The organism is Azospira restricta, from assembly GCF_016858125.1.
Lineage (GTDB): Bacteria > Pseudomonadota > Gammaproteobacteria > Burkholderiales > Rhodocyclaceae > Proximibacter > Proximibacter restrictus.
The window spans coordinates 1,469,433-1,495,000 of record NZ_CP064781.1; the positions used below are offsets into that span (position 1 = coordinate 1,469,433).

Here is a 25,568-nt window from a genome sequence, read left to right on the forward strand (position 1 = left end):
TGCGCAAGGGGCCGGTTGCGTCGGCGTGCGGTTCGGGGTCAGCGCCGGCGCTTCTGCGGCAGCGCGAGGATCGCGTCGCGATTGCTCCACGAGAAGACCTTGGCGGCGGCGTCCGCCAGCGGCAGCCAGCAATGGCCGAGGTGCTCGTCGGGGGCGGTGCGCACCGGCGTGTCGCGCGCCACTTCGAGCGAGAAGACGTGCTCGACGTTGTGCGTGACGCCCGGCGCGTAGCGGTGGCGCCACTCGGGGAAGATCTCGAAAACGTTGCGCTGCTGCCAGTCGATCAGGTCGGCCGCTGCGGCGGCGATGCCGGTTTCCTCGGCGACCTCGCGCCGCGCGGTGTCGATCAGCGCCTCGTCGCCTTCCTGGCTGCCGGTCACCGATTGCCAGTAGCCGGGGTGGGCGGCGCGCTCGAGCAGCAGGATGTCGAGCTCCGGGCTGTGGATCACCACCAGCACCGAAACCGGCTTTTTGTGGCTCATCCGGCGGCCAGCGTCGGCAGCGTGGCGAGGCCGTCGGCGCGCAGGTCGTAGAAGACCCAGAAGGGGACGCCGGCCTCCCGCCAGTGGTCGACGACCTGGGCAAAGACTTCGTTGAGCGTGGCGAACGCCGTTTCGTCGTGCGCATGCAGCGCGTCGGCGCCGGCAACGAGCAGGACGTAGCCCGGCGCGTCGTTCCACGCGAGGTCGGTCAGGCAGTCGGCGAGCGCGTCGTAGTTGGCGCCGTACCAGTCCGGCAGGCGCAGGTCGCCGCCCAGCTTCGCCAACGCCGGCGCGATCTCGCGCAGGCCTTCGAGGTCGGCCTGCAGCCAGCCGTAGCGCAGCGCCTGGGTCGCCTGCTTCAGCGCCTTGCGGTCGCTGTGCGGCAGGTGGTAGATGCCGGCGAAGCGGGGCTCCGCGAGCAGTTTCTGCAGCTTCTGGCTCATCGCGCTCATCGCTCCTCCTTTATTCCCGGATTCGGCGGAAACTGCGGTAGTGGTCGTCGGTGTAGTAGTACTCGCCGGAAGTGGCCGGCGGGCTGCCGGCGACGATGCGGCGGGCGCCACGGTTGCGGGCGCCGGGCGTCGGCACCGTGTATTCGCGGTAGTAGCCGCGCGGTTGCAGCGGCAGGTGCTTCTCGAAGTTGCCGAAGACGCTGCCGTCCTTGCGTGGGTAGGGGAAGGGGCCGCCCTGCCGGATCAGCTGCAGCGTCTGCCGGGCTTCCGGCGGCAGCGCCGAGGGTGCGACGCTGTCGAGGGCCTCGCGGGCGGCGGCGCTGCCGAGGCAGGCCGCCAGTACGAGGGCGAAGACGAGGCGCAGCAGCGCAAGCGACCGCGCACTCATCGCTTAGGCCGGCTGGCCGGCATCCTTGCCGATTTCGACCTGCGTCTCGACCTTCTGGCGCAGGCGGATGTGCAGCTCGCGCAGCTGCTTCTCGTCGACACCGGAGGGGGCGTCGGTCAAGAGGCATTGTGCGCGCTGCGTCTTCGGGAAGGCGATCACGTCGCGGATCGACTCGGCGCCGGTCATCATGGTGACGATGCGGTCGAGGCCGAAGGCGAGGCCGCCGTGCGGCGGCGCGCCGTACTTCAGCGCGTCGAGCAGGAAGCCGAACTTGGCCTGCTGCTCCTCGGGGCCGATCGCCAGCGCGGCGAAGACCTTCTCCTGGACGTCGGCGCGATGGATACGCACCGAGCCGCCGCCGAGTTCCCAGCCGTTCAGCGCCAGGTCGTAGGCCTTCGCCAGGCACTTGCCCGGATCGCTGACCAGCAGATCCATGTGCTCGTCCTTCGGGCTGGTGAAGGGGTGGTGGCAGGCGACCCAGCGCTTGTTCTCGTCGTCGTATTCGAACATCGGGAAGTCGATGACCCACAGCGGCGCCCACTTGGCGCCGGTGAGGTAGCCCTTCTCGTGGCCGATCTTGACGCGCAGCGCGCCGAGCGCGTCGTTCACCACCTTGGCCTTGTCGGCGCCGAAGAAGATCAGGTCGCCGGACTGCGCGCCGGTGCGCTCGATCACCGTGCGCAACGAGGCTTCCGACAGGTTCTTGACGATCGGCGACTGCAGGCCGGTTTCGTTCAGCTGGCCGACGTCGTTGACCTTGATGTAGGCCAGGCCCTTGGCGCCGTAGATGCCGACGAACTGGGTGTAGGCGTCGATCTCGCCGCGCGTCAGCGTGGCGCCGCCGGGGATGCGCATCGCCGCGATGCGGCCGCCCTCGCTGTTGGCGACCGAGGCGAAGACCTTGAAGGCGACGTCCTTGAAGGCGTCGGTGACTTCGGTCAGTTCGAGCGTGACGCGCAGGTCGGGCTTGTCCGAGCCGAAGCGGCGCATCGCCTCGGCGTAGGTCATGCGCGGGAATTCCGGCAGGTCGACGTCGATCGCTTCCTTGAACACGGTGCGAATCAGCTTCTCCATCAGCGCCGTGATTTCCTGCTCGCCCATGAACGAGGTCTCGATATCGACCTGGGTGAATTCCGGCTGGCGGTCGGCGCGCAGGTCCTCGTCGCGGAAGCACTTGGTGATCTGGTAGTAGCGGTCGAAGCCGGCGACCATCAAGAGCTGCTTGAACAGCTGCGGCGACTGCGGCAGCGCGAAGAACTGGCCCGGATGCACGCGCGACGGCACCAGGTAGTCGCGGGCGCCTTCCGGGGTGGACTTGGTCAGCATCGGCGTTTCGACGTCGATGAAGCCGTTGTCGTCGAGGAAGCGGCGGAAGGCGCGGGCCGTCTTGTAGCGCAGCAGCAGGTTGTTCTGCATCTGCGGCCGGCGCAGGTCGATGACGCGGTGGGTGAGGCGGACGTTCTCGGAGAGGTTGTCCTCGTCGAGCTGGAACGGCGGCGTCACCGACGGATTCAGTACCTCGATCGCGTGGCACAGCACCTCGATCTCGCCCGAGGCGAGGTTGGCGTTGGTGGTGCCTTCCGGACGCGCGCGCACCTTGCCGGTGATCTTCAGGCAGAACTCGTTGCGGACGGATTCGGCAATGGCGAACATCTCGGCGCGGTCCGGGTCGCACACCACCTGGGCGAGGCCCTCGCGGTCGCGCAGGTCGATGAAGATGACGCCGCCGTGGTCGCGGCGACGGTGCGCCCAGCCGCAGAGGGTAACCTCCTGGCCGATGAGTTTCGAGTTGAGCTGTCCGCAGTAGTGAGTTCGCATGGTGATTCCGCTTGGCTTTGTTGTGTTCAGGTGTTGGCGACGGGGCGCGGCTTCGCCGGCGGGGCGACGACGCCCATCGAGATGATGTACTTGAGCGCCTCGTCGACGCTCATGTCGAGTTCGACCACGTCCTGCTTCGGCAGCATCAGGAAGAAGCCGGAGGTCGGGTTGGGCGTGGTCGGCACGTAGACGCTGACGTAGTCGCCGGTGAGATGGTTGGCGACGTCGCCCCCCGGCTGGCCGGTGAGGAAGGCGATGGTCCACGCGCCTTCACGCGGATACTGCACCAGCAGCGCCTGGCGGAAGGCGTTGCCCGACGGCGAGAAGAGGGTGTCCGAAACCTGCTTGACGCTCTTGTAGATCGAGTTGACGACCGGGATGCGGGCGAGCAGGCGTTCCCACCAGACGACCAGGTGCTGGCCGATGAAGTTCGCGGCCAGCACGCCGGTGACGAAAATGATCAGCAGCGTCAGCACGGCACCGACGCCGGGCAGGTCGACGCCGAGCGCGTTCTTCGGATGGAAGGCCGCCGGCAGCAAGCGCAGCGACTGGTCCATCGTGCCGACGATGAGCGACAGCACCCAGGCGGTGATCGCTAGGGGCACCCAGATCAGCAATCCGGTGACGAAATAGCGGCGAATCAGCTGCCCGCGCACGCGCAGCCTCCGCTGCCGCCCTGGCACGGGGGCGGGTTGTCGGCCGGCTTGCTTGCCGCCGCGCTGCTGCCGCCCTTGAAGTCGGTGGCGTACCAGCCGCTCCCCTTCAGCTGGAAGCCGGCGGCCGACAGTTGCTTGCTATAGCTCTCGGCGCCGCACTCCGGGCAGGTGGTGAGCACCGGATCGGACAACTTCTGCAGATGATCCTTCTGGAAACCGCAGGATCCGCAGCGATATTCGTAGATGGGCATGGGAATCCTCCAAAACGGCGAATTATACCTGAGCCGGGGCCGCTGAACGGGCCCGGGATGGCACCGATATGGGGGAAAAGACGGTATTTTTCAACCGCCTAGCTGGCAGCCGTTCAAAAGAGCCCGAGATAGGATTGCGTCAGCGGGCGGCCCCAGAACAGCGCCAGCAGCCCGGCTGCCGCCAGGTAGGGGCCGAACGGGATCGGAACGTTGCGCCCGTGGCGGGCGGCGACGATCAGCACGATGCCGACGACGGCGCCGACCAGCGACGAGAACAGGATGGTCAGCGGCAGCGCCTGCCAGCCGAGCCAGGCGCCGATCGCCGCGAGCAGCTTGAAGTCGCCGTAGCCCATGCCCTCCTTGCCGGTCGCCAGCTTGAACCCCCAGTAGACCGACCACAGCGACAGGTAGCCGGCCATCGCGCCGATCACCGCCGAGGCGAGCGAGGTGTAGGTGCCGAACAGATTGAAGGCGAGGCCCAGCCAGAGCAGCGGCAGCGTGATGCTGTCGGGCAGCAGCTGCGTGTCGAAGTCGATGCCGGTCAGCGCGATCATCGCCCAGCCGAAGACGATGGCACCCGCGGCCGCCCAGCCGAAGCCGAAATGCCAGGCGGCGAATGCCGCCAGCAGGCCGCTGGCCGTCTCGACCAGCGGGTAGCGGAGCGCAATGCCGGCGCCGCAGGCCGAGCACCTGCCGCGCAGGAGCAGCCAGCTGAGCAGCGGAATGTTCTCCAGTGCCGAGATCGGATGGCCGCAATGCGGGCAGCGCGAGCGCGGCTGCGACAGCGAGAGCGGCTCCGCCGGCGGCGCCGCCTCCCCGCGCAGCTCCGCGCACTGGCACTGCCAGTCCCGCTCCATCATCAGCGGCAGGCGATGGATGACGACGTTGAGGAAGCTGCCGACGATCAGGCCGAGCAGCCCCGCCGCCGTGGTGAAGACGACGGGGTCGGCGAACAGCGCGATCATCCGACGACGGAACCCAGCTTGAAGATCGGCAGGTACATGGCGATCACGAGGCCGCCGATGAGGACGCCGAGGACGGCCATGATCATCGGTTCCATCAGGCTGGAGAGCGCCTCGACCGCATCGTCGACCTCGGCCTCGAGGAAGCCGGCGACCTTTTCCAGCATCGAGTCGAGGGCGCCGGACTCTTCGCCGATGGCGACCATCTGGATCACCATGTTGTCGAACAGCTTGCTGTTCTGCATCGCCGTCGTCAGGTTGGTGCCGGTGCTGACTTCGCTCTGGATCTGGCGGGTGGCGACCTTGTAGACGTAGTTGCCGGAGGCGCCGCCGACCGAGTCGAGCGACTCGACCAGCGGCACGCCGGCGGCGAACATCGTCGCCAGCGTCCGCGTCCACCGGGCGACCGTGGATTTGCGGATGACGTCGCCAAAGACCGGGATGCGCAGCGCGTAGCGGTCGAAGGCGATCTGCATCGCCTCGGAGCGCTTGTAGGCCTGGATAAAGGCATAAATGCCGCCGCCGATCGAGCCGAAGATCGCCCACCAATACTCGACGAAATAGTCGGACATGGCGATCACCATCACCGTCGGCGCCGGCAGGTCGGCGCCGAAGCTCTTGAAGACTTCCTTGAACGCCGGGATCACGAAGATCATGATCACCGCGGTGATGACGAAGGCCATGATCAGGATCGCCATCGGGTAGAACAGTGCCGACTTGATCTTGGCCTTCAGCGCCTGCATTTTTTCCTTGTAGGTCGCCAGGCGGTCGAGCAGCGCTTCCAGGATGCCGGCCTGTTCGCCGGCGGCGACGAGGTTGCAGAAGAGGGCATCGAAGTGGAGCGGATACTTGCGGAAGGCCTGCGATAGCGACGAGCCGGTCTCGACGTCGGCCTTGATGTCGAGCAGCAGCTTGCCGACCGAGGGGTTCGAGTGGCCGCGGCCGACGATGTCGAAGGCCTGCAGCAGCGGCACGCCGGCTTTCATCATCGTCGCCAGCTGGCGCGTGAACAGCGTGATGTCCTTGTCGGTGATCTTCTTTCCGGTCTTGAAACGCTGCTTGCTGATCTTGGTGATGCGCACGCCCTGCCGGCGGAGGGTTGCCTGCGCGACTGCCTCGCTGGTGGCCCGCAGTTCGCCCCTGACATCCTTGCCGTCCTTGTTCTTGCCCTCCCAGAGAAAGGTGAACTCCTTCGCTCCTGCGGGTTTTTTTGCTGGCTTGGCAGTGGCCATTGCGTCCCCTTCGGTTGGTGTCGTTATGCGTTGGTGGTGCTCAGCACTTCTTCCAGCGAAGTGACGCCCTGCATCGCCTTGATCAGGCCCGAGCGGCGCAGGTCCTTGACCCCCTCGCGGGCGGCCTGGGCGGCGATGTCGAGCGCGGTTCCGCCGGCGAGGATGATGCGCTGGATTTCCTCGGTGACCGGCATCACCTGATAGATGCCGACCCGCCCCTTGTAGCCGGAGCCCTTGCAGCGATCGCAACTGCCCGGCCCGTACAGCGTCCACGAGCCGTCGAGGTCGGCCTCGGTGAAACCGGCGTTGACCAGCGCTTCGGTCGGTGCTTCGTGCGGAACCTTGCAGGTGCATAGCCGCCGCGCCAGTCGCTGGGCGGTGATCAGCAGCACGCTGGAGGCGATGTTGAACAGCGGCACGCCCATGTTCATCAGGCGGGTCAGCGTTTGCGGCGCATCGTTGGTGTGCAGCGTCGACAGCACCATGTGGCCGGTCTGCGCGGCCTTGACCGCAATCTCGGCGGTCTCCAGGTCGCGGATTTCGCCGACCATGATGATGTCCGGATCCTGGCGCAGGAAGGACTTCAGCGCCGCGGCGAAAGTCAGTCCGGCCTTGTCGTCGACGTTGACCTGGTTGATGCCCGGCAGCGGAATTTCCGCCGGGTCCTCCGCCGTCGAGATGTTGATCCCGGGCTGGTTGAGGATGTTCAGGCAGGTGTAGAGCGATACCGTCTTGCCGGAGCCGGTCGGCCCGGTAACCAGCACCATGCCGTAGGGGCGGTTGATCGCGTCGAGCAGGGCTTCCTTCTGGTCCGGGTCGTAGCCGAGGGCGTCGATGCCCAGCGTGGCGCTGGTCGGGTCGAGAATGCGCAGCACGATCTTTTCACCGTGCAGCGTCGGCAGCGTGCTGACCCGGAAGTCGATCGCGCGGTTCTTGGACAGCACCAGCTTCATTCGGCCGTCCTGCGGGACCCGTTTCTCGGCGATGTTGAGGCGCGAGATGACCTTGATCCGCGAGGCGATCTTGTCCTTGATCACCAGCGGCGGCGTGGCGATTTCGCGCAAGATGCCGTCGACGCGGAAGCGGATGCGGTAGAACTTCTCGTAAGGCTCGAAGTGGATGTCCGAGGCGCCGTCGTTGATCGCGTCGAGCAGCATCTTCTGGATGAACTTGACGACCGGCGCGTCGTCCACTTCGAGCGAGGCCGCCTCCTCCGTCGCTGCCTGCGCTTCCTCGTCGGTGAACTCGAGGTTGATATCCTCGCTGGCGATGCTCTTCAGCGTTTCTTCCGCGGATTCCGAGAGCTTCTTGACCAGCGGCAGCAGCTTGGGCTCCTCGACCACCACCGGGTCGACGATCATGCTGGTCTGGAAACGGATTTCGTCGAGCGCCCGCAGATTGGTCGGGTCGGCGGTCGCGATGGTCAGCCGGTTGCCGCGTTTGTGCAGCGGGATGACCCGGTGCGAGCTGATCAGCTTGCGGTCGACAGCGTTTGCCGGAATGTGCGCGTCGTCGAAGGCGGCCAGGTCGAAAAGCGGGTAGCCGAAGGTTTCTGCGGCAAAAGTGGCAACTTCCTGCGCCGACATCTTCTTTGCGTTGGCGATCTGTTCGATCAAAGAGCTGCCATTGGCGGCCGCCTGCGCAAGCAGGCTTTCCGCCTCGGTTTCCTTGAGGCGGCCGGCTTGCACGAGGGCCCGGGCGAGGCCGCTGAGTGGCGCTTGTTGCGGGTTGGCTGCCATAAGCTCGAAAATTCAGATAATTGTATATGCCGACGCAATCACGGCGATGATGCTACGAGGCGCTTTCTTTGTAAAGGCGCGGCTTCGCGGCCGGGGCATGAGCGCTCCGGACGTGCGGATGCAGGTGGGCGGGCGGAGAATCAGGAGGATCAGGCGCGGCCGAGCAGCACTTCGAGCACGAAGCGGCTGCCGATGTAGGCCAGCAGGAGGACCGTGAACCCGGCCATCGTCCAGCGCAACGCCGTCCGTCCGCGCCAGCCGCGGACGTGGCGGCCCGTCAACAGCGCGGCAAAGATGCCCCACGAGATGAAGGCGAAGAGGGTCTTGTGGTCGAAGGTCAGCGCCTTGCCGAACAGCTCCTCGGAGAAGAACGAGCCGCTGACCAACGCGGCGGTGAGCAGCAGAAAGCCGACGCCGATCATGCGGAAGAGCAATGCTTCCATCGTCAGCAAGGGCGGCAGGCTGGCCAGGCTCTTCGTCAGTGCGCGCTGGTGCAGCTTGCGTTCGGTGTAGCCCATGAATACCGCATGCAGCGCCGACAGCGTAAACAGGCTGTAGGCGAGCATCGCGGCGATGAAGTGCAGGCGGAAACCCCAGGTGCCGGCATGCGTCAGCGCATGCGCGTTCGGGAAGACGGCCGGCAGGGCGGCGCAGGCTGCCGCCAGCGGCAGGACCATCGGCTGCAGGCCGTCCATGCGCGAGCGGAAGCTCTCCAGCCAGTAGATGAAAACGGCCAGCCAGAGCATCAGCGACAGCGCCAGGCTGAATGAGAACTGCATCGTGCCGGTACCGAACAGCCCGGCGTAGAGGCCGAAGCCGTGGATCAGCAGCGTGCCGCCGATCGCCGCGCGCTCCCAGTCCTGCATCGGTTGCGCCGCCAGCGGCTTGTCGCTTTCCTTCCAGCGGGTGCGCCAGAAGTGCAGGCCGAGCAGCGCATAGAGGACGGCGGCCAGGATGTTGGGCAGAAGGTGCAGTAGAATGCCGGGCATCATTGAAGTTTACACCAAGCAGGATTGCAGATGCTCGACAACCTCACCCAGCGCCTTGCGCGCGTCATGAAGACCCTGAAGGGCGAAGCGCGCCTGACGGAATCGAATATCGCCGACGCGCTGCGCGAGGTCCGCCTCGCGCTGCTCGAGGCGGACGTCGCCTTGCCGGTGGTCAAGGACTTCATTGCCGCGGTCAAGGAGCAGGCGGTCGGCGAGGAGGTGCTCGGTTCGCTGACGCCGGGCCAGGCGCTGGTCGGCGTCGTTCATCGCGAGATGACGAAGGTCATGGGCGAGGCCAACGTCGGCCTCAACCTGGCGACGCAGCCGCCGGCGGTGATCCTGATGGCTGGCCTGCAGGGCGCCGGCAAGACGACGACGGTCGGCAAGTTGGCCAAGTTCCTCAAGGACACGCAGAAGAAGAAGGTGCTCGTCGTCAGTTGCGACGTCTATCGTCCCGCGGCGATCGAGCAGCTGAAGACCGTCGCCGGCCAGGCCGGCGCCGAGTTCTTTCCGTCGACCACCGCCGACAAGCCGGTCGATATCGCCCGCGCCGCGGTCGACTGGGCGAAGCGTCACTACCACGACGTGCTGCTGATCGACACCGCCGGCCGGCTGGCGATCGACGAGGCGATGATGCAGGAGATTGCCGAGCTGCATGCCGCGATCAAGCCGATCGAAACCCTGTTCGTGGTCGATGCGATGCTCGGCCAGGATGCGGTGAATACCGCCAAGGCCTTCAACGACGCGTTGCCGCTGACCGGCGTCATCCTCACCAAGCTCGACGGCGACGCCCGCGGCGGCGCTGCGCTGTCGGTCCGCCACGTCACCGGCAAGCCGCTCAAGTTCGCCGGCGTCGGCGAGAAGCTGTCGGGTCTCGAGCCCTTCCATCCGGAGCGGATGGCCTCGCGCATCCTCGGCATGGGCGATGTGCTGTCGCTGATCGAGGAGGCGCGCAAGGGGGTCGATGAAGAGAAGGCGCTCGAATTCGCGAAGAAGCTGAAGTCGGGCAAGGGCTTCGACCTCAACGACTTCAAGGAGCAGATCGGCCAGATGCGCAAGATGGGCGGCATGGCCTCGCTGATGGACAAGCTGCCGGCGCAATTTGCACAGGCCGCCAGCCAGGTGGCTCCGGGAACCGAGGACAAGATGATCCGCCGGATCGAGGGCATCATCAACTCGATGACGCCGGCCGAGCGTGCCAAGCCCGAACTGATCAAGGCCAGCCGCAAGCGGCGCATCGCCACCGGTGCCGGCGTCCAGGTGCAGGACGTCAACCGCCTGCTCAATCAGTTCGAGCAGACGCAGAAGATGATGAAGCAGTTCTCCAAGGGCGGGCTCGGCAAACTGATGCGCGGCATGAAGGGGCTGATGCCCGGCGGCATGATGCGCTGAGCGCCCCGGCGCTAGCGACGCACTGTTGCCGGGTAGCTCCACTGGTTGTGCCAGGCGGCACGTACCAGATTCGGGTATTCCGGGCGGCCGAGGCTGCCGTTGTAACGGCCGAGCGCCCGGTAGAGGTCGCCTTTCTCGATATCGAGGTAGTGGCGCAGGATCGTGCAGCCGTAACGCAGGTTGGTCCGCAGGTGGAACAGGTTGTCGTCCGGCCGGCCGATCAGCTTGACCCAGAACGGCATCACCTGCATGTAGCCGCGGGCGCCGGCGCTCGATACCGCATACTTCCGGAAGCCGCTTTCCACCTGCATCAGGCCAAGCACCAGCTGTGGGTCGAGCCCGGCGCGCGTCGCTTCGTAGTGCACCGCGCGTAACAACTCCAGCCGGTATTCCTGGTTCGGCAGGCGTCGAGCGAGTTTCGCCGACATCGCTTCCAGCCAGTCGGCAGCCTCGATCGGCGTCCGGAACGACGAGGTCGGCGGCCGCTTGTCGGAAACCGCCTTCTGCAGCGAGGCCTGGACGCTCGCCGAGAGCGGTTCGTATTTCTGGGCGCCGGCGCTCGCCGCGAACGGGATGAGCGCCAGCAGCAGGATGGCCGGTGCGCCGTTCAGGCGCACAGCTTCTCCTTGAGGAAGGCGAGCATGTCGCCGGCGGCGATCATCTGCGCTTCGGTCTCGGTGCGCCCCTTGTATTCCAGCTTGCCCTCGGCGAGACCGCGCTCGCCGACGACGATGCGATGCGGCACGCCGATCAGCTCCATGTCGGCGAACATCACGCCGGGACGCTCGTTGCGGTCGTCTAGCACGACGTCGATGCCGGCGGCGCGCAGTTCGCCGTAGAGCTTGTCGGCCGCCGCCTTGACCGCTTCGCTCTTGGCATAGCCCATGGGCACGATGCACGCCTCGAACGGCGCAATCGCCGCCGGGAAGACGATGCCGCGCGCGTCGTGCCCCTGCTCGATGGCGGCGCCGACGATACGGCTGACGCCGATGCCGTAGCAGCCCATTTCCATCACCTGCTCCTTGCCGGTCTCGTCGAGGAAGGTGCAGCCCATCGCTGCCGAATATTTGGTACGCAGCTGGAAAATGTGGCCCACCTCGATGCCGCGGCAGAGCTCGAGCGCGCCCTTGCCGTCCGGCGAGGGGTCGCCGGCGACGACGTTGCGGATGTCGGCGACGAGCGAGGGTTCGGGCAGGTTGCGGCCCCAATTGACGCCGGTCAGGTGGAAGCCTTCCGTATTGGCGCCGCAGACGAAGTTGTCCATGGCCGCCACGGTACGGTCGGCGATGACCCGTACCTTCGCCGCATCGACGCCGACCGGGCCGATGTAGCCGGGCTTGCAGCCGAGGAAGCGCTCAACCTCGGCGTCGGTGGCGAAGCGGAACGGATCGAGGCCGGGGAGCTTGCCGACCTTGATTTCGTTCAGGTTGTGGTCGCCGCGCAGCAGCAGCAGCACGAAGTCATCGTCGTGCATCACGGCGATCGCCTTCACCGTCTTGGTGAGCGGCTGCTTCAGGAAATCGGCGACATCCTCGCAGCGGACGCGGTCCGGCGTCGCCACCTTCTGCATTGCCTCTCCCGCGGCACCGCGCGGCGTGTCCGGGGCGAGCGCCTCGGCCAGCTCGACGTTGGCGGCGTAGTCGGAGTCCGGGCTGAAGGCGATCGCGTCCTCGCCGGAGTCGGCCAGCACGTGGAATTCATGCGAGCCGGTACCGCCGATCGAGCCGGTGTCGGCGGCGACCGCACGGAATTTCAGTCCCAGTCGCGTGAAGATGCGGCTGTAGGTGTCGTGCATGTTGCGGTATTCGCGCTGCAGGTCGTCGAACGAGGTGTGGAACGAGTAGCCGTCCTTCATCAGGAATTCGCGGCCGCGCATGACGCCGAAGCGCGGCCGGATCTCGTCGCGGAACTTGCTCTGCACCTGATAGAGGTGGATCGGCAGCTGCCGGTAGCTCTTCACATCCTTGCGCACGACGTCGGTGATCACCTCCTCGTGCGTCGGGCCGATGACGAAGTCGCGCTGGTGGCGGTCCTTGAAGCGCAGCAGTTCCGGACCGTACTTTTCCCAGCGGCCGGTCTCCTGCCACAGCTCGGCCGGGACGACTGCCGGCATCAGGAGTTCGATCGCGCCGGCCCGGTTCATCTCCTCGCGCACGATGTTTTCCACCTTCCTCAGGATGCGCAGACCCGCCGGCATCCACGTGTAGATGCCGCCTGCGAGGCGCTTGATCAGGCCGGCGCGGAGCATCAGCCTGTGGCTGACGATCTCGGCGTCCGAGGGGGCTTCCTTGAGCGTGGAGAGGAAAAACTGCGTGGTGCGCATGGCGTGCTCGCGATCAGTGTAAAGCCGCGATTTTACTAGAGCGGGCTGGCGGCGGCGACTCCGGGTTTGCTTTCCAAGGACTGGGAATTGTGGAAAAATTCACCCAACTTACAATTTTTGCAGGATTCACCATGCTCGATCGTGAAGGCTATCGCCCGAACGTCGGCATCATTCTTTGTAACGCAAAGAACGAGGTTTTCTGGGGCAAGCGCATCAAGGAGCACTCGTGGCAGTTTCCGCAGGGCGGCATCAAGCGGGGGGAAACCCCGGAAGAAGCCATGTACCGGGAGCTCTACGAGGAAGTCGGCCTGCGCCCGGAGCACGTTCGCATCCTCGGGAGGACCCGGGACTGGCTGCGTTACGACGTGCCGATGCAATGGATCAAGCGCGAATGGCGCGGCAGCTACAAGGGGCAGAAACAGATCTGGTTCCTGCTGCGGCTGGTCGGCCGCGACAGCGATGTCTCGCTGCGCGCCTCCGATCATCCCGAGTTCGACGCCTGGCGCTGGAACAGCTATTGGGTGCCGCTCGACGTCGTCATCGAATTCAAGCGCGGGGTGTACGAGCAGGCGCTGAACGAACTCGCCCGCTTCATCGATGCCGACCGGCGGCGGCCGCGCCATCGCGACCGTGAACGGGCGGCCGACGGGCTCCCCGGGTCGGCGGGCGAGGAGGCGCTCGGTGACTGATCTCCGCACTCTTCGATGGAGCGCTGCTGTTGCCGTCGTGGCGCTGCTGGCAGCACCTGTGGTTGGCCATGCGAAGGGGCCCGAGGATTACGAACTGATCCGGAAGTCGATGGTCGAGGGGCGAGAAGTCGAAGCCGACGAAAAGCCGTGGGAGGAAGTGCAGTACCAGCTGCCGCCTGCTCCGGATGTAAAAAATCTGGTGCCGATCGATGTCGGCTCCCTGACGGAAAACAAGTTCGCGGTCGATGAGCCGTCCGTCACTTTCGGGGCCGATCAGGTCGTACGCTATACCCTGGTGGCGACCAGCCCGGGCGGTGCCAGGAACGTCAGCTACGAAGGGATGCGCTGTGCAACGGCGGAGCGCCGGCTCTATGCGTTCGGGCGTGCCGACGGCAGTTGGTCCAAGGCGCGCAACGGTCAATGGCTGCGGATTTCTGAAAACAATCTGAATCGACATCATGCCGCGCTGTTCCGGGACTATTTCTGCACACCCGGCGGCTCCGTCTCCTCTACGGATGAGGCGCGTCGCGTCTTGCGGAGCGGGAATCCGGCAGCGGTTTCCCGCTGAGAAGGGGCTAGCGCGGGCAATCGCCGAGCCGTCGGGCGCGGTAGCGGGTGGTGAGGCGTTGCTCCGCTTGGCCCGGCATGCTGACCCGCAATTCGATTTCCCCGTGGTATGCGGTGGCGCTGTCGAAGCTCAGGCTGCCGTTGCCGACGATTTCGCCGGGGCCGCGGCAATTGATCCGCCAGGTCGCGACGCGGCCGGCAGTCTGGTAGTCGGCGACCTCGCATTGTTCGTCTCCGGGGATCGCGGCCTTGCGGTTGGCGATATCCTCTTTCGAGTAGCAGGCCTGCGTCGTGAGCGGTGCGCTCCCGGATGTGCCCAGGGCGTCGGTCTGGCTGCTGATTTCCCATTGCCCCTCCTGCAACTGCAGGGCCGGGTCGGCGGTCGCCAGGGCGGGGCCGATGCCGAGCAGCATGAGCGTCAATAAGCGTCTATACATGGGGTGTTCCTCGAGTTTTCGCCAAACCGGCATCGAGGCGGAATGATAGCTGTATCAATTCACCGAGCGTAGGAGGGGGGATGAATCTGGATCGGGCGATCATCGAGTTCGACCGGGCGTTGCGCGCAGTTGCCGGCCCGGCCGTTAGCGTCCGGCCGCTTCCGGGGGCAGGCGTGTCCGATGAGGCGATGGGGCCGGGCGAGCGCCAGCATGCCGCTGCGTTGATGCGCGTGAACCATGTCGGCGAGATTTGTGCGCAGGCTTTGTATCAGGGGCAGGCGCTGGTTTCGAGGAGCGCCCTGACGCGGACCGAGCTGGAACGGGCGGCGCAGGAGGAGACCGAGCATCTTGCGTGGACGGAGCGGCGGATTGACGAACTCGGCGGACGAAAAAGCATGCTCAATCCGCTGTGGTACGGTGGGGCATTGGCGATCGGCGCTTTTGCCGCTGCCTTCGGCGACCGCTGGAGCCTCGGTTTCCTGGCGGAAACCGAGCGCCAGGTGGGCGCCCACCTCGATGACCATCTCGGTCGCCTTCCGTCGGGAGATATCAAGTCCCGCGCCATCGTCGCGCAGATGCGCGATGATGAGCTGTCCCACGCCGAGACCGCTGTTCGCCTGGGGGCGGCAGAGTTGCCTTTCGTTGCGAAGGCGGCGATGCGCATCGCCTCGCGGGTGATGACAACGGTGGCCTATCGGCTGTAGCTGTAGTTCTTTCGCGTTCGGCGGTTTTGGAGTCAGGCTTCGACGATTGCGAAGTCGTGGGTGATTTCCGCCGTCTTGCCCAGCATGATCGAGGCCGAGCAATACTTGTCCTTGGACAGCTCGATGGCGCGGGCGACGACTTCCCGCTTCAGGCCCCGGCCGGTGACGACGAAGTGAAAGTGGATTCGGGTGAAGACCTTCGGGTCGGATTCCGCGCGCTCGGCGGCGAGCGAGACTTCGCAGTCCCGAACGTCATGCCGACCCTTCTTCAGGATCAGGACGACGTCGAACGCGGTGCAGCCGCCGGTGCCTGCCAGCACCAACTCCATCGGCCTCGGCCCGAGGTTGCGTCCTCCCGCTTCCGGCGCGCCATCCATGGTGACGGAGTGGCCGCTGCCCGTCTGGGCGGTGAATGACATCCCTTCCCCCGCCCACTTGACCTTGCATTCCATTGGCTGTCCTTGCTGAAAGATCGGCTGATTCTATCGGCAAGGAGCGGCATTACCAAGTGTCGATTGTTGCATAGCAACAATGCGCCGCGAATTCGTCGTAATATAGCCTGTGTTTAAAGTTGCCCATTGGTAAATTGTTTAATATTTTTGTTATTAACAAGATGATTTATATGTAGTTTTAAGTGAATTCAATTTTCTTATCTAACGATATTTGATATGCTAGTGCGACGCACAAATATCTCTTGCTTTTGCGTGGGCCGAGGCGCATAATGCAATCGAACTTGATGTTCGAGCTGCGTGGTAGTTCCAGTTTCGAATGTCTTCAGCTTGTCTCCTCCACCCTCCTCCTTTGGTGTGGATTTAGCGCGACTCCTTGTGAGTCGCGTTTTTTTTTGCGTCAGCCGTGCAATTGTTTGACAGTCTTCGATGACTTGGCATAGAATGCGCGGCTTTCCGTTATCAAGGCTCGAATAAGAGGGCGCCAATGAAGACATTTTCCGCCAAGCCACATGAGGTGACGCGCGAGTGGTTTGTGGTTGATGCCACAGACAAGGTGCTCGGCCGCCTCGCCACCGAAATCGCTCGCCGCCTGCGCGGCAAGCACAAGGCGATCTACACGCCGCACGTCGATACCGGCGATTTCATCGTCGTCGTCAACGTCGACAAGCTCAAGGTCACCGGCAACAAGGCTGACGACAAGAAATACTTCCGTCACTCGGGCTATCCGGGTGGTATCTACGAAACCAACTTCACCAAGCTGCAGCAGCGCTTCCCGTCGCGCGTCCTGGAGAAGGCCGTGAAGGGCATGCTGCCGAAGGGCCCGCTGGGCTACGCCATGCTCAAGAAGATGAAGTGCTACGCCGGTGGCGCTCATCCGCACAGCGCGCAGCAGCCGAAAGTTCTGGAAATCTAAGGGGCGTCAGATGGCTGAAAACTATTTCTACGGTACCGGTCGTCGCAAGAGCGCGGTCGCCCGTGTCTTCATGAAGCGCGGTAGCGGCGCCATCGTGGTCAACGGCAAGCCGGTCGACGTCTTCTTTTCCCGTGAAACCGGCCGCATGGTCGTGCGTCAGCCGCTCGAGCTGGTCGAGCACCTGAACACCTTTGACATCATGGTCAACGTCGACGGTGGCGGTGAGTCCGGTCAAGCCGGTGCGGTTCGCCACGGCATCACCCGTGCGCTGATCGAATACGATGCGGCGCTCAAGCCGGCGCTGTCGAAGGCCGGCTTCGTGACCCGCGACGCCCGCGAGGTTGAGCGTAAGAAGGTCGGTCTGCACAAGGCGCGTCGTCGCAAGCAGTTCTCGAAGCGCTGATCTGCGCTGGTTCAGAAAAGCCGCCTCCGGGCGGCTTTTTGTTTTTGCCCGGCGAGCGATTATGATTGCGGCTCTGGCGCAACGCGCTCGCGCTCGGCTCTTGCTCAGCGAAGTTGCGGAAGGAATTTCTCATGCACGGTGCTGGGCCGGGTCGGTTTGCCGGTGCGCTGCGATCGGGGGAGAGTCGGTCCGGCCATCCGACGGCCAGGAACCTCCGGTGCCGAGCGCCTGGCGAGGAACAATCCGGACTGACGCGAGCGGGCAGAACCGCGCAACGACGGTCTGCCCCTTAATGAACGTGTGAGATCGACGGGACTGCTGCTTTATGGCTATATCCGGTGCTGCCCTGAGGTTGCGCAGGCTGCGTCAGCGTTTTGGCATCAGTGCGCCGAAGGTTGCCATCCGTACCCATGTCGCGTGGTATTGGCGGGCGCTTGCCGGCGTCGCGCTGTTATCGGTCTCGCTCGCGGGGGCGGCGTGGATTTACGACGCGGGGCGTCGGATCGCCGGATTCGATAGCCAGTCCAGTGCGCAAGCGCTGGCTGAGCTGCGCGCGCAAGTAGGGCAATTGGAGGCGGAGTTGGGCGCGCTGCGTGGCGTCGCCAGCGCCGCTGACAGCAACCTCAAGATCGAACGCACCGCGCAGCAGCAGCTGGCGACCCAGGTGCGCCAGCTCGAAGCGGAGAACGCCGCGCTGAAACAGGATCTGGCATTTTTCGAGGGCCTGGTACCGGATAATGCCGGTGCCGAGCAGGGGTTGCGGATCAACCGTTTCCGCGTCGATCCGGAGCCGATCGCCGGCCAATACCGCTACCGGATGCTCTTGGTGCATAACGCGTCCCGCCAGCAGAAGGAGTTTCGCGGCGACTTGCAGTTTGTCCTGCAAGTGCAGCAGGGGGGTAAAGATGCTATGATCACTCTCCCCTCCGGGAACGATCCGAATCTTCAGCGCTATCGCATTGAAATCAAGCACTTTCAGCGTGCTGAAGGGGTCTTTCCGATTCCCCCGGGGGGCGTCTTGAAAAGCGTCGAGGTGCGCGTGCTCCAAGAGGGGGTCGTGCGGGCCAGGCAAACCATCAACCTCTGAGCGAGGGTCTTCAGAATGTTTGGCAGAAGTCAGGGCAGCAAGCCGCAAAGCAAGATCGACAGCCTGATCGGCGCCGGGACGCGGATCGAAGGCAACGTCACGTTCAGTGGAGGCCTGCGGGTCGACGGGGAAATCAAGGGCAACGTCTGTGCCGACAAGGGGGTTCCCAGCACGCTGGTGATCAGCGAGCAGGCGCGGATCGAAGGTCAGATCGACGTTGCCCACGTCGTGATCAACGGGACCGTGGTCGGGCCGGTCAGTGCGAGCGACTCGCTTGAACTTCAGCCCAGCGCGCGTGTCACAGGCGATGTCGAGTACCACCACCTTGAAATGCAGCAGGGGGCGGTCGTGCAAGGGCGGCTTGTCCATCAGACCAGCGCCCGGACGGTCGAACTGAAGTTGGCAGCGAGCGCCAATTGATCTTATTTTGTTGATTTGTCGAGTACCAGTACCAGGAGCAAAGCATGAACGCAGTCACGGAAATGCCGTCCCCCTTCATCTTTACCGATGCGGCGGCCAATAAGGTCAAGGAGTTGATCGAGGAAGAGGGCAACGCCGAGCTCAAGCTTCGGGTATTCGTCACCGGCGGAGGCTGCTCTGGGTTCCAGTACGGCTTCACCTTTGACGAGGTGGCCAACGAAGACGACACCACGCTGGAGAAGAACGGCGTCACCCTGCTGGTCGACCCGATGAGCTATCAGTATCTCGTCGGTGCCGAGATCGACTATACGGAAGGGCTGGAAGGCTCCCAGTTCGTGATCAAGAATCCGAACGCGTCCTCAACCTGTGGCTGCGGGTCGTCGTTCTCGGCTTGAGCGAGCACCGCTTGCGGCGGGTGCTGCAACGATAAAAAAGGCGGCCTGCGGGCCGCCTTTTTTGCGTCAGAGAATCGCGTGGTTCATTCCATCGCGAGGACTGCGCCAGAGGATTCCCGCGCTAGCTGAAGTTGGGTCCGCAGTGCCTCGGTGGCCGCCTGGAAGCGGCTTGCGTCGGCCGGGCCCAGCGGTGGCGCGCTCGGCAGGGTCACCGCCAGCGGATTCACCTGCTGATCGCGGACGCGGAACTCATAGTGCAGGTGGGGGCCGGAGGCCAGTCCGGTCTGTCCGACGTAGCCGATCGTATCGCCCTGTGCGACGCGGGCGCCTTTGCGCATTCCCGGGGCGAAGCCGTTGAGGTGGGCGTACGCCGTCGTATAAGCGCCGTGGTGGCGAACGATCAGCAGGTTGCCGTAGCCGCCTTGGCGGCCGGCAAATTCTACGGTGCCGTCGGCGACCGAGCGGACCCGTGTGCCGATCGGCGCGCCGTAATCCACTCCCTTGTGCGCCCGCCAGGTATTGAGTACCGGATGGAACCGGTTGCTGGTGAAGCCCGAGGTCACCCGCGAAAACTCAAGTGGCGAGCGGAGGAATGCCTTGCGCAGGTTCTTGCCGTCGGCGCCGTAGTAGCCGCCGGTCTTTACATTGTCGCTGGCGTACCAGTACGCCTGGAAGGTTTTCTGGTCGTTGGTGAATTCCGCGGCCAGGATGCGTCCGCCACGAACGGGCTGGCCCCGCTGATAGAGCATTTCGTAGACGACGCTGAAGCGGTCGCCCTTGCGTAGGTCCCGGTGGAAATCGATGTCGCCGCCGAAGATGTCGGCAAGCTGCGTAGCGATGCTGTCGGGGATTCCGGCTGCATCGGTCGCGCCGAACAGCGAATAGCGAATCTCGCCGGCGCGTAGCGCCGTTCGGGTTTCCAGCGCGACAGCCTGCTCGGCTGCGACCAGTCCGCCCGCGGTGCGCTCGACGACGATCAGCGCGTCCTTCCCGTTGACCGGAAAGTGCAGTGCGAGCAACTCGCCGGCGTCCGTCGTGCGGGCAGTGACTGCCTTGCCCGGGCGCAGTTGCCGGGAGATTGCCTGGGCCGTCGGGTTGGTGCGCAGGAACTCGAAGGCTTCCTTGTCGGTGACTCCCAGCCGCGACAGCAGGCTGGCCGTGGTGTCGCCGCGCTGGATGCGCTCCTCCCTGAGATAGCCCTGTTCTGCGCCCGGGAGGACGGCCACGGACGGGATGCTGAGCTGTTCGACGACGGTATGCAGCGACGCCGGCAGCTGGTCGCCGCCGGGGGCGACCGCGAAAGCAGTGACCACGCCGAATGCGGAGGCGAGCGCCAACGCAGCAGCGGCGCGCTTGTGCCGGGACAGGCGTTCGATCGTGAGTTGCGATTGCGTTAGAATGCGGCTCTTTTGGCTATTCACTGGCGCCGTTGCCTAAAAAATAATCGCGGCAGTGTAACAAATATTTAACCGGGCAAGTACCGGGTGCATCAATTCGTGGGGTAAGACATGCATGCACTGGAAGATTCTCTGCAGTTGATCAAGCGCGGGGCGGACGAGCTGCTGATCGAGGCCGAGCTCGTCGAAAAGCTGAAGACCGGTCGTCCGCTGCGGGTCAAGGCGGGATTCGACCCGACGGCGCCGGACCTTCACCTCGGCCATACCGTACTGATCAACAAGCTGAGGCATTTTCAGGATCTCGGACATCATGTGATGTTCCTGATCGGCGACTTCACCGGCATGATCGGGGATCCCACCGGAAAGAACGCGACGCGTCCGCCGCTTTCCCGCGAGCAGATTCTGGACAACGCCCGTACCTATCAGGAGCAGGTGTTCAAGATTCTCGACCCCGAGCGGACCGAGGTCTGCTTCAACTCGACCTGGTTCGAGCCGATCGGCGCGGCGGGCATGATCAAGCTTGCCGCCCTGCATACTGTGGCGCGGATGCTCGAGCGCGACGATTTTTCGAAGCGCTACGCCGGGGGGCTGCCGATCGCGATTCACGAATTCCTGTATCCGCTGTGCCAGGGGTACGACTCGGTGGCGATGCGTGCGGACGTCGAACTCGGCGGGACCGACCAGAAGTTCAACCTGCTGGTCGGGCGCGAACTGCAGAAGCATTACGGCCAGTCGCCGCAGTGCGTTCTTATGATGCCGCTGCTCGAGGGTCTCGATGGCGTCAACAAGATGTCGAAATCCCTGGGCAACTACGTTGGGATCAACGAGCCGCCCAGGGAAATCTTCGGCAAGCTGATGTCGGTCTCGGATGTGCTCATGTGGCGTTACTACGATCTGCTGTCGTTCCGCGGCACTGCCGAAATCGGAAAATTGCGGGCGGAGGTCGAGGCAGGGCGCAACCCGCGCGACGTCAAGGTCATGCTGGCGCAGGAAATCGTCGCCCGCTTCCATGGCCGGCAGGCTGCGGAAGATGCGCTGCTCGATTTCGAAGCCCGCTTCCGCCAAGGAGCGATTCCGGATGACATTCCACAGGTTGTGCTGTCGCTGCAGGGCGCTGCGGCCAATATCGTTCAGGTGCTAAAGCAGGCTGGGCTTACTGCAAGCACCTCGGAGGCGATGCGCATGATCGAGCAAGGCGGGGTGAAGGTCGATGGTGTCAAAATTGACGACAAGGCGCTTGTTCTGGCGGTCGACAAGCCGCTGGTGGTGCAGGTGGGGAAGCGTAAGTTTGCCCGCGTCGAATTTCGCTGAGCGTTGATAATCAATGAGTTGTCGATTTTCTATAAGTTTTTCGCAAAAAATCGAGATTAGAGGTGTTGACGGCCTTTCCGGCGTCTGTATAATGCGCATCTTTCGTTGCTACGGCAGCGGGCAAAACGTAATCTAATCAAATAGTTACGTTTTGGTTGTGCAGACGAGTCGCTCTTCTGAAAAATTTTCAAAAAGAGTTGACGCAAAAAATAAAGTCTGTACAATGCGCAGCTTCGCTGATGTAGCGAAACGGCAAATTAAAGACAAGTTCTTGATTTGCAAGCTCTTTAAAAACCAGACAACCGATAGGTGTGGGTGCTTGGTTTGGTTGTGAAGTTGGCTTTGGCTGACATTGCGATTAAATTGAAGTGCTCGCACGAAGTAGCAAGGTTTAAGGAAACTTGAATCTGCAACGTCAAGCGAGTTTTAGCAGTGATTGAACTGAAGAGTTTGATCCTGGCTCAGATTGAACGCTGGCGGCATGCCTTACACATGCAAGTCGAACGGCAGCGGGTCCTTCGGGATGCCGGCGAGTGGCGAACGGGTGAGTAATGCATCGGAACGTACCCGGAAGTGGGGGATAACGTAGCGAAAGTTACGCTAATACCGCATATTCTGTGAGCAGGAAAGAGGGGGATCGCAAGACCTCTCGCTTTCGGAGCGGCCGATGTCGGATTAGCTAGTTGGCGGGGTAAAGGCCCACCAAGGCGACGATCCGTAGCGGGTCTGAGAGGATGATCCGCCACACTGGGACTGAGACACGGCCCAGACTCCTACGGGAGGCAGCAGTGGGGAATTTTGGACAATGGGGGCAACCCTGATCCAGCCATGCCGCGTGAGTGAAGAAGGCCTTCGGGTTGTAAAGCTCTTTCGGCTGGGAAGAAATCGCATCTCCTAATACGGGGTGTGGATGACGGTACCAGCATAAGAAGCACCGGCTAACTACGTGCCAGCAGCCGCGGTAATACGTAGGGTGCGAGCGTTAATCGGAATTACTGGGCGTAAAGCGTGCGCAGGCGGTTTCGTAAGACAGACGTGAAATCCCCGGGCTCAACCTGGGAACTGCGTTTGTGACTGCGAGGCTAGAGTATGGCAGAGGGGGGTGGAATTCCACGTGTAGCAGTGAAATGCGTAGAGATGTGGAGGAACACCGATGGCGAAGGCAGCCCCCTGGGCCAATACTGACGCTCATGCACGAAAGCGTGGGGAGCAAACAGGATTAGATACCCTGGTAGTCCACGCCCTAAACGATGTCGACTAGTTGTTGGTGGGGTTAAACCCATTAGTAACGTAGCTAACGCGTGAAGTCGACCGCCTGGGGAGTACGGCCGCAAGGTTAAAACTCAAAGGAATTGACGGGGACCCGCACAAGCGGTGGATGATGTGGATTAATTCGATGCAACGCGAAAAACCTTACCTACCCTTGACATGCCAGGAACTTTCCAGAGATGGATTGGTGCCCGAAAGGGAGCCTGGACACAGGTGCTGCATGGCTGTCGTCAGCTCGTGTCGTGAGATGTTGGGTTAAGTCCCGCAACGAGCGCAACCCTTGTCAATAGTTGCCATCATTTAGTTGGGCACTCTATTGAGACTGCCGGTGACAAACCGGAGGAAGGTGGGGATGACGTCAAGTCCTCATGGCCCTTATGGGTAGGGCTTCACACGTCATACAATGGTCGGTACAGAGGGTTGCCAAGCCGCGAGGTGGAGCCAATCCCAGAAAGCCGATCGTAGTCCGGATCGTAGTCTGCAACTCGACTACGTGAAGTCGGAATCGCTAGTAATCGCGGATCAGCATGTCGCGGTGAATACGTTCCCGGGTCTTGTACACACCGCCCGTCACACCATGGGAGTGGGTTCTACCAGAAGTAGTTAGCCTAACCGCAAGGAGGGCGATTACCACGGTAGGATTCATGACTGGGGTGAAGTCGTAACAAGGTAGCCGTATCGGAAGGTGCGGCTGGATCACCTCCTTTCTAGAGCAACACGGCCTGCCAAGTATCCACAACCTATCGGTTGTTTGTAGTCACTGCACAGACGGAGGGTCTGTAGCTCAGTCGGTTAGAGCACCGTCTTGATAAGGCGGGGGTCGTTGGTTCGATTCCAACCAGACCCACCAACGTTTGAAGGAACGGGGGATTAGCTCAGCTGGGAGAGCACCTGCTTTGCAAGCAGGGGGTCGTCGGTTCGATCCCGTCATCCTCCACCACTGGCGCAGAGATCACAGGTAAGCAAGCGCGCAGCGTTCTTGTTTACCTCTGGCCTCTGGACAGAGTGCAGTTCGATCTTTAACAAAACGGAAGAAGGTTGTGTCTCTGGTGCCGACAACCAATACCAGAGACACGGTTGTGATTGCATCGTGATTCGTATTACAGCTAGTACGAATGCACGAACATTGAGTTGCCTGTAGCCCGGTCCTCGAGAAGAGGGTCCAAGGTTATAGGATCAAGCGACTAAGTGCATGTGGTGGATGCCTTGGCGATCACAGGCGATGAAGGACGTGTAAGCCTGCGAAAAGCTACGGGGAGCTGGCAATAAAGCTTTGATCCGTAGATGTCCGAATGGGGAAACCCACTCCGCAAGGAGTATCCCGTGCTGAATACATAGGCACGTGGAGGCGAACCCGGTGAACTGAAACATCTAAGTAGCCGGAGGAAAAGAAATCAACCGAGATTCCCAAAGTAGTGGCGAGCGAAATGGGATCAGCCTGCAGGTGATAGTCGATTTGTTAGTGGAACGCTCTGGAAAGTGCGGCCGTAGTGGGTGATAGCCCCGTACGCGAAAACAAATCGGTGGTACTAAGTCTGCGACAAGTAGGGCGGGGCACGTGAAACCCTGTCTGAATATGGGGGGACCATCCTCCAAGGCTAAATACTCGTGATCGACCGATAGTGAACCAGTACCGTGAGGGAAAGGCGAAAAGAACCCCGGGAGGGGAGTGAAATAGAACCTGAAACCGCATGCATACAAACAGTGGGAGCCCCTTCGGGGGTGACTGCGTACCTTTTGTATAATGGGTCAGCGACTTACGTTCAGTAGCGAGCTTAACCGAATAGGGGAGGCGTAGGGAAACCGAGTCTGATAAGGGCGATTAGTTGCTGGGCGTAGACCCGAAACCGGATGATCTATCCATGGCCAGGATGAAGGTGCCGTAACAGGTACTGGAGGTCCGAACCCACTAGTGTTGAAAAACTAGGGGATGAGCTGTGGATAGGGGTGAAAGGCTAAACAAATCCGGAAATAGCTGGTTCTCTCCGAAAACTATTTAGGTAGTGCCTCAAGTATCACCCACGGGGGTAAAGCACTGTAATGGTTGAGGGGGTCATCGCGACTTACCTCGCCATAGCAAACTCTGAATACCGTGGAGTGCGAGCTTGGGAGACAGACATCGGGTGCTAACGTCCGGTGTCAAGAGGGAAACAACCCAGACCGCCGATTAAGGTCCCAAAGACATAGTTAAGTGGGAAACGAGGTGGGAAGGCTTAGACAGCCAGGAGGTTGGCTTAGAAGCAGCCATCCTTTAAAGAAAGCGTAATAGCTCACTGGTCGAGTCGTCCTGCGCGGAAGATGTAACGGGGCTCAAACTATGCACCGAAATCGCGGATATGCGTAAGCATATGGTAGGAGAGCGTTCTGTAGGCCTGCGAAGGTGTCTCGTAAGGGATGCTGGAGGTATCAGAAGTGCGAATGCTGACATGAGTAGCGATAAAGCGGGTGAAAGGCCCGCTCGCCGAAAGCCCAAGGTTTCCTGCGCAACGTTCATCGGCGCAGGGTGAGTCGGCCCCTAAGGCGAGGCTGAAAAGCGTAGTCGATGGGAAACAGGTTAATATTCCTGTACCTCTTTGTAATGCGATGGGGGGACGGAGAAGGTTAGGTCAGCCGGGTGTTGGACGTCCCGGTTTAAGCGTGTAGTCGTGCCTGGTAGGCAAATCCGCCGGGCTTAGATGAGGCGTGACGACGAGCGGTCTTCGACCGCGAAGTGATTGATACCATGCTTCCAAGAAAAGCCTCTAAGCTTCAGTTACAAAGAGACCGTACCGCAAACCGACACAGGTGGGCAGGATGAGAATTCTAAGGCGCTTGAGAGAACTCAGGAGAAGGAACTCGGC

The 25,568-nt window shown here is 62.7% G+C and carries 25 protein-coding genes, 2 tRNA genes and 2 rRNA genes (1 of these 29 only partly in view); 14 read left to right on the forward strand and 15 right to left on the reverse strand.

Annotated features, from left to right (window positions below; all coding sequences use genetic code 11):
- Positions 1–38: 38 nt before the first annotated feature.
- The 10 genes from nudB to IWH25_RS07285 form a co-directional block, all read right to left on the reverse strand.
- Positions 39–482 carry a dihydroneopterin triphosphate diphosphatase gene (gene nudB, locus IWH25_RS07240; protein ID WP_203388650.1) on the reverse strand — a complete coding sequence of 148 codons (444 nt, stop codon included), beginning with the start codon at positions 480–482 and terminating at the stop codon, positions 39–41.
- Positions 479–934 (reverse strand): barstar family protein, encoded by a 456-nt coding sequence (locus IWH25_RS07245; protein ID WP_203388651.1) that lies wholly within the window; start codon positions 932–934, stop codon positions 479–481. The genes nudB and IWH25_RS07245 overlap by 4 nt, the downstream gene beginning before the upstream one ends.
- A 10-nt stretch (positions 935–944) precedes the next feature.
- The gene (locus IWH25_RS07250; protein WP_203388652.1) at positions 945–1,322 is read right to left on the reverse strand and encodes a guanyl-specific ribonuclease; all 378 of its coding nucleotides are present in this window, start codon (positions 1,320–1,322) and stop codon (positions 945–947) included.
- A gap of 3 nt (positions 1,323–1,325) precedes the next feature.
- Positions 1,326–3,140 (reverse strand): aspartate--tRNA ligase, encoded by a 1,815-nt coding sequence (gene aspS, locus IWH25_RS07255; RefSeq protein WP_203388653.1) that lies wholly within the window; start codon positions 3,138–3,140, stop codon positions 1,326–1,328.
- A 26-nt stretch (positions 3,141–3,166) separates the two neighbouring features.
- The gene (locus tag IWH25_RS07260) at positions 3,167–3,781 is read right to left on the reverse strand and encodes a DUF502 domain-containing protein (protein ID WP_203389179.1); all 615 of its coding nucleotides are present in this window, start codon (positions 3,779–3,781) and stop codon (positions 3,167–3,169) included.
- The gene (locus IWH25_RS07265; protein ID WP_203388654.1) at positions 3,781–4,047 is read right to left on the reverse strand and encodes an FmdB family zinc ribbon protein; all 267 of its coding nucleotides are present in this window, start codon (positions 4,045–4,047) and stop codon (positions 3,781–3,783) included. Before IWH25_RS07265 ends, IWH25_RS07260 begins: the two co-directional genes overlap by 1 nt.
- Positions 4,048–4,160: 113 nt before the next feature.
- Positions 4,161–5,012, reverse strand: a complete 852-nt coding sequence (locus tag IWH25_RS07270) for a prepilin peptidase (protein WP_203388655.1) — start codon at positions 5,010–5,012, stop codon at positions 4,161–4,163.
- A complete protein-coding gene (locus tag IWH25_RS07275) occupies positions 5,009–6,241 on the reverse strand; it encodes a type II secretion system F family protein (RefSeq protein WP_203388656.1) in 1,233 nt (410 codons plus the stop codon). Before IWH25_RS07275 ends, IWH25_RS07270 begins: the two co-directional genes overlap by 4 nt.
- A gap of 23 nt (positions 6,242–6,264) precedes the next feature.
- Complete coding sequence (pilB, locus tag IWH25_RS07280; protein WP_203388657.1) at positions 6,265–7,980, reverse strand: type IV-A pilus assembly ATPase PilB; 1,716 nt, start codon at positions 7,978–7,980, stop codon at positions 6,265–6,267.
- Positions 7,981–8,129: 149 nt separating this feature from the next.
- On the reverse strand, positions 8,130–8,969 hold the full coding sequence (locus tag IWH25_RS07285) for a cytochrome C assembly family protein (RefSeq protein ID WP_203388658.1): 840 nt from the start codon (positions 8,967–8,969) through the stop codon (positions 8,130–8,132).
- Positions 8,970–8,999: 30 nt separating this feature from the next.
- On the opposite strand from IWH25_RS07285, the gene ffh reads away from it, so the two are divergent.
- Positions 9,000–10,361 carry a signal recognition particle protein gene (gene ffh, locus IWH25_RS07290; protein ID WP_203388659.1) on the forward strand — a complete coding sequence of 454 codons (1,362 nt, stop codon included), beginning with the start codon at positions 9,000–9,002 and terminating at the stop codon, positions 10,359–10,361.
- An 11-nt stretch (positions 10,362–10,372) separates the two neighbouring features.
- Here the strand turns inward: ffh and IWH25_RS07295 are convergent, their stop codons facing one another.
- Both IWH25_RS07295 and IWH25_RS07300 read right to left on the reverse strand, forming a co-directional pair.
- Positions 10,373–10,978, reverse strand: coding sequence for a lytic transglycosylase domain-containing protein (locus IWH25_RS07295; protein ID WP_203388660.1), 606 nt, complete (start codon positions 10,976–10,978; stop codon positions 10,373–10,375).
- Positions 10,969–12,684, reverse strand: a complete 1,716-nt coding sequence (locus IWH25_RS07300; protein WP_203388661.1) for a proline--tRNA ligase — start codon at positions 12,682–12,684, stop codon at positions 10,969–10,971. Before IWH25_RS07300 ends, IWH25_RS07295 begins: the two co-directional genes overlap by 10 nt.
- A 131-nt stretch (positions 12,685–12,815) precedes the next feature.
- Between IWH25_RS07300 and IWH25_RS07305 the strand changes: the two genes are divergently transcribed.
- Positions 12,816–13,373, forward strand: coding sequence for an RNA pyrophosphohydrolase (locus tag IWH25_RS07305; protein WP_203388662.1), 558 nt, complete (start codon positions 12,816–12,818; stop codon positions 13,371–13,373).
- Complete coding sequence (locus tag IWH25_RS07310) at positions 13,366–13,941, forward strand: CNP1-like family protein (RefSeq protein ID WP_238999029.1); 576 nt, start codon at positions 13,366–13,368, stop codon at positions 13,939–13,941. The genes IWH25_RS07305 and IWH25_RS07310 overlap by 8 nt, the downstream gene beginning before the upstream one ends.
- A gap of 7 nt (positions 13,942–13,948) precedes the next feature.
- Here the strand turns inward: IWH25_RS07310 and IWH25_RS07315 are convergent, their stop codons facing one another.
- Entirely contained in the window at positions 13,949–14,377 is a 429-nt protein-coding gene (locus IWH25_RS07315; protein ID WP_203388663.1) for a DUF3617 domain-containing protein, read from the reverse strand.
- Positions 14,378–14,457: 80 nt separating this feature from the next.
- Between IWH25_RS07315 and coq7 the strand changes: the two genes are divergently transcribed.
- Positions 14,458–15,081 carry a 2-polyprenyl-3-methyl-6-methoxy-1,4-benzoquinone monooxygenase gene (coq7, locus tag IWH25_RS07320; protein WP_203388664.1) on the forward strand — a complete coding sequence of 208 codons (624 nt, stop codon included), beginning with the start codon at positions 14,458–14,460 and terminating at the stop codon, positions 15,079–15,081.
- Positions 15,082–15,113: 32 nt separating this feature from the next.
- Here coq7 and IWH25_RS07325 read toward each other — a convergent pair whose 3' ends face one another.
- A complete protein-coding gene (locus tag IWH25_RS07325) occupies positions 15,114–15,533 on the reverse strand; it encodes an OsmC family protein (protein ID WP_203388665.1) in 420 nt (139 codons plus the stop codon).
- A gap of 484 nt (positions 15,534–16,017) precedes the next feature.
- Between IWH25_RS07325 and rplM the strand changes: the two genes are divergently transcribed.
- The 5 genes from rplM (at position 16,018) to erpA (ending at position 18,751) form a co-directional block, all read left to right on the forward strand.
- Complete coding sequence (gene rplM / locus IWH25_RS07330; RefSeq protein WP_203388666.1) at positions 16,018–16,446, forward strand: 50S ribosomal protein L13; 429 nt, start codon at positions 16,018–16,020, stop codon at positions 16,444–16,446.
- A gap of 10 nt (positions 16,447–16,456) precedes the next feature.
- Positions 16,457–16,849, forward strand: a complete 393-nt coding sequence (rpsI, locus tag IWH25_RS07335; RefSeq protein ID WP_203388667.1) for a 30S ribosomal protein S9 — start codon at positions 16,457–16,459, stop codon at positions 16,847–16,849.
- Between the two features lie 325 nt (positions 16,850–17,174).
- Positions 17,175–17,936 (forward strand): DUF6776 family protein, encoded by a 762-nt coding sequence (locus tag IWH25_RS07340; protein WP_203388668.1) that lies wholly within the window; start codon positions 17,175–17,177, stop codon positions 17,934–17,936.
- 15 nt (positions 17,937–17,951) lie between these two features.
- Positions 17,952–18,356 carry a bactofilin family protein gene (locus tag IWH25_RS07345; protein WP_203388669.1) on the forward strand — a complete coding sequence of 135 codons (405 nt, stop codon included), beginning with the start codon at positions 17,952–17,954 and terminating at the stop codon, positions 18,354–18,356.
- Between the two features lie 44 nt (positions 18,357–18,400).
- Complete coding sequence (gene erpA, locus IWH25_RS07350; RefSeq protein ID WP_203388670.1) at positions 18,401–18,751, forward strand: iron-sulfur cluster insertion protein ErpA; 351 nt, start codon at positions 18,401–18,403, stop codon at positions 18,749–18,751.
- An 83-nt stretch (positions 18,752–18,834) separates the two neighbouring features.
- Here the strand turns inward: erpA and IWH25_RS07355 are convergent, their stop codons facing one another.
- On the reverse strand, positions 18,835–20,172 hold the full coding sequence (locus IWH25_RS07355) for a M23 family metallopeptidase (RefSeq protein WP_203388671.1): 1,338 nt from the start codon (positions 20,170–20,172) through the stop codon (positions 18,835–18,837).
- Positions 20,173–20,259: 87 nt separating this feature from the next.
- Between IWH25_RS07355 and tyrS the strand changes: the two genes are divergently transcribed.
- The 5 genes from tyrS to IWH25_RS07380 all read left to right on the forward strand — a co-directional run.
- Positions 20,260–21,459, forward strand: coding sequence for a tyrosine--tRNA ligase (tyrS, locus tag IWH25_RS07360; RefSeq protein ID WP_203388672.1), 1,200 nt, complete (start codon positions 20,260–20,262; stop codon positions 21,457–21,459).
- Between the two features lie 438 nt (positions 21,460–21,897).
- Positions 21,898–23,435: ribosomal RNA gene (locus tag IWH25_RS07365) — 16S ribosomal RNA — on the forward strand.
- A 66-nt stretch (positions 23,436–23,501) separates the two neighbouring features.
- Positions 23,502–23,578 (forward strand) — tRNA-Ile (locus IWH25_RS07370).
- A 14-nt stretch (positions 23,579–23,592) separates the two neighbouring features.
- Positions 23,593–23,668, forward strand: a tRNA-Ala gene (locus IWH25_RS07375).
- Between the two features lie 234 nt (positions 23,669–23,902).
- A 23S ribosomal RNA gene (locus IWH25_RS07380) occupies positions 23,903–25,568 on the forward strand (it continues 1,220 nt past the right edge of the window).
- The 16S and 23S rRNA genes sit together here with 2 tRNA genes alongside, the layout of an rRNA operon.

Excerpts from the sequence above, each read along its gene's own strand:
- aspS (WP_203388653.1), bottom strand. The coding sequence starts at position 3,140 with ATGCGAACTCACTACTGCGGACAGCTCAACTCGAAACTCATCGGCCAG.
- coq7 (WP_203388664.1), top strand. The coding sequence starts at position 14,458 with ATGAATCTGGATCGGGCGATCATCGAGTTCGACCGGGCGTTGCGCGCA.
- IWH25_RS07285 (WP_203388658.1), bottom strand. The coding sequence starts at position 8,969 with ATGCCCGGCATTCTACTGCACCTTCTGCCCAACATCCTGGCCGCCGTC.
- pilB (WP_203388657.1), bottom strand. The coding sequence starts at position 7,980 with ATGGCAGCCAACCCGCAACAAGCGCCACTCAGCGGCCTCGCCCGGGCC.
- rplM (WP_203388666.1), top strand. The coding sequence starts at position 16,018 with ATGAAGACATTTTCCGCCAAGCCACATGAGGTGACGCGCGAGTGGTTT.
- tyrS (WP_203388672.1), top strand. The coding sequence starts at position 20,260 with ATGCATGCACTGGAAGATTCTCTGCAGTTGATCAAGCGCGGGGCGGAC.
- ffh (WP_203388659.1), top strand. The coding sequence starts at position 9,000 with ATGCTCGACAACCTCACCCAGCGCCTTGCGCGCGTCATGAAGACCCTG.
- erpA (WP_203388670.1), top strand. The coding sequence starts at position 18,401 with ATGAACGCAGTCACGGAAATGCCGTCCCCCTTCATCTTTACCGATGCG.
- IWH25_RS07300 (WP_203388661.1), bottom strand. The coding sequence starts at position 12,684 with ATGCGCACCACGCAGTTTTTCCTCTCCACGCTCAAGGAAGCCCCCTCG.
- IWH25_RS07340 (WP_203388668.1), top strand. The coding sequence starts at position 17,175 with ATGGCTATATCCGGTGCTGCCCTGAGGTTGCGCAGGCTGCGTCAGCGT.
- IWH25_RS07315 (WP_203388663.1), bottom strand. The coding sequence starts at position 14,377 with ATGTATAGACGCTTATTGACGCTCATGCTGCTCGGCATCGGCCCCGCC.
- IWH25_RS07325 (WP_203388665.1), bottom strand. The coding sequence starts at position 15,533 with ATGGAATGCAAGGTCAAGTGGGCGGGGGAAGGGATGTCATTCACCGCC.
- nudB (WP_203388650.1), bottom strand. The coding sequence starts at position 482 with ATGAGCCACAAAAAGCCGGTTTCGGTGCTGGTGGTGATCCACAGCCCG.
- IWH25_RS07270 (WP_203388655.1), bottom strand. The coding sequence starts at position 5,012 with ATGATCGCGCTGTTCGCCGACCCCGTCGTCTTCACCACGGCGGCGGGG.
- IWH25_RS07250 (WP_203388652.1), bottom strand. The coding sequence starts at position 1,322 with ATGAGTGCGCGGTCGCTTGCGCTGCTGCGCCTCGTCTTCGCCCTCGTA.
- IWH25_RS07245 (WP_203388651.1), bottom strand. The coding sequence starts at position 934 with ATGAGCGCGATGAGCCAGAAGCTGCAGAAACTGCTCGCGGAGCCCCGC.
- rpsI (WP_203388667.1), top strand. The coding sequence starts at position 16,457 with ATGGCTGAAAACTATTTCTACGGTACCGGTCGTCGCAAGAGCGCGGTC.
- IWH25_RS07265 (WP_203388654.1), bottom strand. The coding sequence starts at position 4,047 with ATGCCCATCTACGAATATCGCTGCGGATCCTGCGGTTTCCAGAAGGAT.
- IWH25_RS07275 (WP_203388656.1), bottom strand. The coding sequence starts at position 6,241 with ATGGCCACTGCCAAGCCAGCAAAAAAACCCGCAGGAGCGAAGGAGTTC.
- IWH25_RS07345 (WP_203388669.1), top strand. The coding sequence starts at position 17,952 with ATGTTTGGCAGAAGTCAGGGCAGCAAGCCGCAAAGCAAGATCGACAGC.
- IWH25_RS07305 (WP_203388662.1), top strand. The coding sequence starts at position 12,816 with ATGCTCGATCGTGAAGGCTATCGCCCGAACGTCGGCATCATTCTTTGT.